This is a genomic window from Campylobacter sp. RM12654, assembly GCF_020137585.1.
In the GTDB taxonomy this organism is placed as follows: Bacteria; Campylobacterota; Campylobacteria; order Campylobacterales; family Campylobacteraceae; genus Campylobacter_E.
On record NZ_JACGAR010000003.1, the window covers coordinates 121,036 to 127,277 of the forward strand.

The 6,242-nt window shown below is 27.1% G+C and carries 6 protein-coding genes and 1 pseudogene; 3 read left to right on the forward strand and 4 right to left on the reverse strand.

Annotated features, from left to right (window positions below; genetic code table 11):
- From AVBRAN12654_RS01970 to AVBRAN12654_RS01985, 4 genes and pseudogenes are all read right to left on the reverse strand, one after another.
- Positions 1–1,296 (reverse strand): sigma-54-dependent transcriptional regulator, encoded by a 1,296-nt coding sequence (locus AVBRAN12654_RS01970; protein ID WP_336609209.1) that lies wholly within the window; start codon positions 1,294–1,296, stop codon positions 1–3.
- The gene (locus AVBRAN12654_RS01975; RefSeq protein ID WP_214116482.1) at positions 1,293–1,679 is read right to left on the reverse strand and encodes a hypothetical protein; all 387 of its coding nucleotides are present in this window, start codon (positions 1,677–1,679) and stop codon (positions 1,293–1,295) included. The genes AVBRAN12654_RS01970 and AVBRAN12654_RS01975 overlap by 4 nt, the downstream gene beginning before the upstream one ends.
- A pseudogene (locus AVBRAN12654_RS09500) lies at positions 1,655–1,963 on the reverse strand (lipoprotein required for motility); the annotation flags it as partial. The pseudogene AVBRAN12654_RS09500 and the gene AVBRAN12654_RS01975, both read right to left, overlap by 25 nt.
- 214 nt (positions 1,964–2,177) lie before the next feature.
- Positions 2,178–2,879: a plasminogen-binding N-terminal domain-containing protein gene (locus tag AVBRAN12654_RS01985; RefSeq protein ID WP_239802775.1), complete on the reverse strand. Its 702-nt coding sequence runs from the start codon at positions 2,877–2,879 to the stop codon at positions 2,178–2,180.
- 95 nt (positions 2,880–2,974) lie between these two features.
- On the opposite strand from AVBRAN12654_RS01985, the gene AVBRAN12654_RS01990 reads away from it, so the two are divergent.
- The 3 genes from AVBRAN12654_RS01990 to AVBRAN12654_RS02000 form a co-directional block, all read left to right on the forward strand.
- A complete protein-coding gene (locus AVBRAN12654_RS01990) occupies positions 2,975–4,147 on the forward strand; it encodes a peptidoglycan DD-metalloendopeptidase family protein (RefSeq protein ID WP_214116477.1) in 1,173 nt (390 codons plus the stop codon).
- Positions 4,148–4,150: 3 nt separating this feature from the next.
- On the forward strand, positions 4,151–5,503 hold the full coding sequence (locus AVBRAN12654_RS01995) for a magnesium transporter (protein ID WP_336607693.1): 1,353 nt from the start codon (positions 4,151–4,153) through the stop codon (positions 5,501–5,503).
- Positions 5,504–5,570: 67 nt separating this feature from the next.
- On the forward strand, positions 5,571–6,242 hold a 672-nt coding region (locus tag AVBRAN12654_RS02000), incomplete at its 3' end, for a cache domain-containing protein (protein WP_336613830.1).

Consider the following 6,242-nt stretch of genomic DNA (forward strand, 5'->3'; position numbering starts at 1 on the left):
TCACTCTCCTAAATTGTATTTTTGCATTTTTTCTCTAAAAACTTTTTCGCTCATTGAAATTAATTTAGAAGCTGCTTTTATATCCTTTTCTTGCTTTAAAGCTTCTTTAATTAATTCAAATTCTAAGTCATTTATATTATTTTTATTATTATTAGTAAAATTAAGCCTTAAATCACTATCTTTTACTACATTTTCATCGCTTAAAATTGCAGCACTTTCAACAATAGAAATCAATTCTCTTATATTTCCAGGATAATTATAATCATTTAATACTTTTATAGCTTCTTTGCTAAAAGTTTTTTCCCCTAAATCATACTCATTACAAATTCTATTTAAAGTAGCATTAGCAATTTCTATTATTTCATCTTTTCTTTGTCTTAAAGGCAAAATATCTAGCATAATTGTATTTAATCTATAAAATAAATCTGCTCTAAATTTATTATTTTTAATATTATCTTGTATGTTTATATTACTAGCACTTATAATTCTTACATCTATATTAATTAATTTTGTGCCACCTAATCTTTGTATAGTTTTTTCTTGTAAAACTCTTAATAACTTAGCTTGAATACTAGCACTCATTTCACCTATTTCATCAAGAAATAAAGTGCCTTCATTAGCTAACTCAAATAAGCCTAATTTATTAGAATTAGCATCTGTAAAAGCTCCTTTTTCATATCCAAACAATTCACTCTCTATTAAATTTTCAGGAATAGCAGCCATATTAATAGCTATAAAAGGCTTATTTGCTCTTTTACTATTTTCATGAATAAATTTTGCAAATACTTCTTTACCAACTCCACTTTCACCGCTTAAAAATACACTTACATTTGTTTTAGCTGCTTTTAAAGCTATTGTTTTTAAATTCTCAAGTTCTTTTGATGAACCTAAAAATCCACTTTGTTTTACTGGAATTTCTTTTTTAATTTTATTAGCTTTTTTTTCTCTAATAATTTTTGCTCTATTTATTGCTTCATATAATTTATCCAAATCAAATGGCTTTGTTAAAAAATCTTTTACTCCAAGTCTTAGTGCTTCAATTGCTTTATTTAAAGTCGCATTTCCTGTAATAATTATAAACTCAGCACTAATTTTTTGTTCTAAAGCTGTTTTTACAAACTCAAGTCCGTCCATTTTAGGCATATTAATATCACTTATTATTAAGTCAAAACTATCATCTAATTCTTTTAAAGCATCAATTGGATTTTTATAAGTTTTTAATTCATAATCATCACTTAATGATAATTCTAAGGATTTTCTCATATTAATATCATCTTCAACTATGGCTATTTTCATACCTTATCCTTTGTGTAAATCAATATTTTACCTTGAGCAAGTTCTGCTTTAAAATAAATTGGCAATAATCTTAAATGAGTTTTTATACTTGCTTTAAAATTATTGACATCAACATATTCACTCACTATCGCTTTATTAACACAATCTATTAAATTTGTTTGTTGGTCTTTTAAACTATCATAAATATTAGACTTTGTAGCATTAATCTCGCAAACATAAGTATATCTTGCTTTTTTATCAATACTCATTGCTCTACTTAAGTGAAATTCTTCGTTAGTTAGGACTAGATTAGTAGTACTTAATCTAGCCCAAAATATATAATCAGGATTTGCAGCGTTTAATAATCCTAAAAAGCTAATTAATATGAGAACAATTCGTTCCATTTATATTTATCAATTTTTAATTCTAATTCAACCGTATAAAGACCATCTTTAAATCCTTCTCCGGTAATGTTTGCATTTTTAATAAGTCCATTAACATATGTTGTAATTAACGAGCTTCTAAGCATTGCATCTTTTACATTTTCTCTAGAATTTACTCTAACCCCATAAAGTTTGCCAGCTAATTGACGATAAGCATCAGCTAATGCTGCTCTTTTTGCAAGTGCTAATGCTTGAGCTTGCGAAACTGTGTTTTGAGGTGGAATTCCCTCTCCTACCGAACTAAAAATCATAAGTCTTACTGCTTCTTCTTCAGGACTTAAAACAGGCTCTTGATAACTTGCTTTTTTATAAGCTGTTTTTTGAGTGTTATTTTCTACTTGAACTGTTGTTTCTTTTTTTTGTGGAACACAAGCACAAATAAATATAGCTAAAGCGATGGTGCCTAATCTTTTCACGATTTTTCCTTTAAATAATTATTTAATTGCTTCAAAGCAATTATTATTCCTTTTCTTTAAATAGCTTGTTATAATATGAAAAATAATCTGTTGTTTTGCTTAATTGTTTAGAAATATTTGAATAAAAATTTATTTCATCAATTTGATTATATTCTAAATTATTATCCAATTCAGCTATTTTCTTTAAAGAAGAACATTCATATAAATATAAGTTATTTTTTAATACAACCATCACACTACCAATAGCCCAAGTTCTACAAAATTCTCTTAAATCATTTCTATTTGGAGTTAGTTGTTTTTTAGCGTATAAATTCGCTGCTAAAACATTAGTATCAAAATATATAAAATTGTTATATTTATTTTTAATACTATCATATATTTTTTGACTAGGAGCTATTAATAATGTATGCTCAATATAATTATTAAAAATTACTCTATCGCCTATTTGTGGAGTTAATATAGGTAATGGTAAAGCATCTTGTTTTAAATCAGAAAATGTATATAGCTCTAATTTAATATTATTGTTCTCATTATTTACAAAACTAGCTCTAGCAACAATTATAGAATATTCTCCGATATCTTTAATAACAATAGCGCCATTTTTTAAATTATTTTCATCATATTTTGCATCAACTATATGAGCATAAGCATAGCCATTATCAATCTTATCAATAACAGCATTTATAAATTGATTAGCAAATGCAAAAACCGAAAAGCATATTAAAATAAAAGTTTTCTTAAACATATTATCCCTTTAAAATTAAATTACTAAATTATAAGCAAAAAAAAGTAAAATGTCTGCCTTATTTTGGAAATTTTATCATATTTTAAAGGAAAATAATGCGAAAAATCATATTAGTTTTATCTATTTTTTTAAGTTTAAATTTATTCTCAAAAGAATTAAAAATGGAAGAATTAATATGGGAAAGAGGCGAGAGTTTTTTATTTTTCTTACAAAAAAATCAAATTCCATTAAGCATATATCATAATCTTGATAAAGAAGATAAAGAACTAACAGCAGAAATCATAGCTGGGGTTAAATATCAAATATTAAGAGATGAAAATGATAATATAGAGCAAATTTTAATACCAATAAGCGAAACTTTACAAATACAAATATATAAGGATTTAGAAGATAAATATGCTATAACATTTACTCCCATTACTTATAAAGTTGAAGAAACAAGTTTAACATTTAAAATAAATAAATCAGTATATCAAGATATTATAGACAACACTCAAAACTCTAGATTAGCAAGCGCTCTACTTAGAGCATATGCAGGAACGATTAATTATACAGGAATGAAAAAAGATGATAGAGTAGTAATCGTTTATTCTCAAAAAAGAAGATTAGGTAGAATTTATGGAGATGCAAATATAAAATCAGCTATGATTGAAGTCAATAAAAAGCCTTATTATATATTTAAATATGGAGATAATGATTTTTACGATGAAAACGGAAAACAATTAGAAACATATACTTTTATATTGCCTGTTGGAAATGTTAGAATTAGTTCTCCATTTAACCCAGGAAGATTTCATCCTATTTTAAAAAAATATAGAGCCCATCTAGGAATAGATTATGCAGCACCAACAGGAACGCCAGTAAAAGCAGCAGGTGCTGGAAAAATAATGTTTAGAGGAGTAAAAGGCGGATATGGAAATGTAGTTCAAGTAAATCATTCAAGTGGCTATATGACTTTATACGCACATTTAAGCAAATTTGGTAAATACAAAATAGGAGATAGTGTAAAACAAGGTCAAGTAATTGGCTATGTAGGAACCACAGGTCTTAGCACAGGGCCGCACTTACATTTTGGTATGTATAAAAACAATGCAGCAATTAACCCAGCAACAGTTGTTAGAGTTGCAAAAGATGGTCTAGTAGGCAAAGAAAAGCAAAAATTTGATTTAATAACTAAAGAATATATAAGTGAAATTAAGCATATATTAGAAAGTAAAATAACTCCTATAAAAGAAGAGAATTTTGAAAATATTGTGGAGCTTAATTAAAATATGAAAAATACAGCAGTAGCTTTTGAAATAATACAAGATTTTTTAGATGAAAAAGATGTTAGCTATGCTGAATTATTAGAAGCCCTAAAAATAATAAAAAATGATGATTATGAAGCTTATGAAAACATAATCAAAAGTCTTGATGATGAAGACTTAGGAAATATCGCAACACTAATGCCTGAACATATGTTAAGCGATGTTTTGAAATTATCTTCAAGTAAAAAATTAGCTTTAGCATTAGGCGAATTAGAAAGCGATGATGCAACTGATTTAATGCAAAGCATTGAAGAAATTGATGATGAAAAAGCAAATAGAATTTTTTCAAATCTTAGTAAAGACGAACAAGATGATATTTTATTCTTAAAACGCTACGATGATGAAAAAGCTGGTGCTTATATGCAAACAGAGATTTTTACCGCAAAACTTAGTGATACTCTAGAAAGTGCTATTAGCAAATATAAAGAGCTTAAAAAAAGCGAAGAAATAGAACATATAATCCAACTTTTTATAACCGATGAAAATGAAAAATTAATTTATAGTTTGCATGTAGGAGATTTAATTTTATATGAATTTAAAGATACTTTTCAGCAAATTCTAGATAAAAATGAAGATTTAGCAAAAGATTTACATTTTATTAGAGATTACGACACTATAAATGATGCTATCTCTATGGTTCAAGACTATGATTTAAGTGTAATTGCTGTAGTTGATAATAATAATAAATTATTAGGAAGAATAACTTATGATGATATACACGACTTAATCCAAGACTATGCAACAGAGCAAATGTATAACTTTGCAGGGGTTGGAGATATTGATAGCGAAGATGAAAATACTATAAAAGCAGCTAAAAGTAGAGCTAAATGGCTTATTGTAAATCTAATTACTTCGTTAATTTCAGCCCATGTTATCGCAATGTTTTCTGATGCAATAGAAAAGTTAGTAGCACTTGCAGCTTTAATGCCAATAGTTGCATCAATGGGTGGAAATACTGGCTCACAAGCACTTGCCGTAACTATTAGAAAACTTGCTTTAGGTGAATTAAGTTATGAGAATTCAAAACATATATTATTAAGAGAAATTGCTATTTCGTTTTCAAACGCAACGATTTTTGCCATTGTGTTAGGAGCTGTTGCGTATTTTTGGTTTTCAATCCCAATGCTAAGCCTTGTGATATTTATATCAATGATTTTAAATTTAGGTTTTGCAGGTTTAATTGGCTCATTAATACCTTTGGTATTAAAAAAATGTGGATTTGACCCTGCACTAGGTAGTGCAGTTTTACTAACAGCAACCACCGATGCTTTAGGGTTTTTTAGCTTTTTATTACTTGCTAAGGTAATATTGTTATAATTTAATCTACTTTTAACAAAATTATGTTTAAATTAATGATTTAATTTTCAATGAAAAAGGAGATGAAATGAAAATTTCAACAAAACTTTCGTTATGTATACTGATTAGTTTGTGTATCTTAGGCATTAGCCTAATATTTATTTCTAACAAAGGAATGCAAGAAATTGACGATGTAACAACTAAAACAGTAGAAGAATTAGCAGTAAAAGATGCTAGAAGTGCTGCAAAAAGCATTGTATTTGGATTTTATAATTTTTCTGAAAAATTATATAAAGACTTCGTAAAAGCTGGAGATGGACCTGAAGATGCACTTGAAAGCACAATTGAATATCTTCAAGGTATGAATTTAGATAGCACAAATATTAGATTTTTTGCTGTTAATTCAGATGGAACTTATTTAGTTCATTATCAACCAGAAAAAGTAGGAAAGAATTTAAAAGCAGATTTAGATATTAAAGGCGAAAGCTATGTAGAAAAATTTGTTAAAAATGGCTTAGCAGGTGGTGGTTTTACAGAAGTTACATTCTTTGATAAGGTAACTAATAAAGATAGAAATATCATTACCTATACTAAAAAAGATAAAAATATGGATATTATCTATGGTTGCACAATAGATATGGATATAACAAATCAAGAAATCGCTGAAGTAGGTAAAATAATTGATGAAGTTATTAGTAGCTCAAATTACAAATTTACATTAGCAGCAGTTGTTATAGCGGCTATAATTTTAATATTAATG

Excerpts from the sequence above, each read along its gene's own strand:
- AVBRAN12654_RS01995 (WP_336607693.1), top strand. The coding sequence starts at position 4,151 with ATGAAAAATACAGCAGTAGCTTTTGAAATAATACAAGATTTTTTAGAT.
- AVBRAN12654_RS01975 (WP_214116482.1), bottom strand. The coding sequence starts at position 1,679 with ATGGAACGAATTGTTCTCATATTAATTAGCTTTTTAGGATTATTAAAC.
- AVBRAN12654_RS01990 (WP_214116477.1), top strand. The coding sequence starts at position 2,975 with ATGCGAAAAATCATATTAGTTTTATCTATTTTTTTAAGTTTAAATTTA.
- AVBRAN12654_RS01970 (WP_336609209.1), bottom strand. The coding sequence starts at position 1,296 with ATGAAAATAGCCATAGTTGAAGATGATATTAATATGAGAAAATCCTTA.
- AVBRAN12654_RS01985 (WP_239802775.1), bottom strand. The coding sequence starts at position 2,879 with ATGTTTAAGAAAACTTTTATTTTAATATGCTTTTCGGTTTTTGCATTT.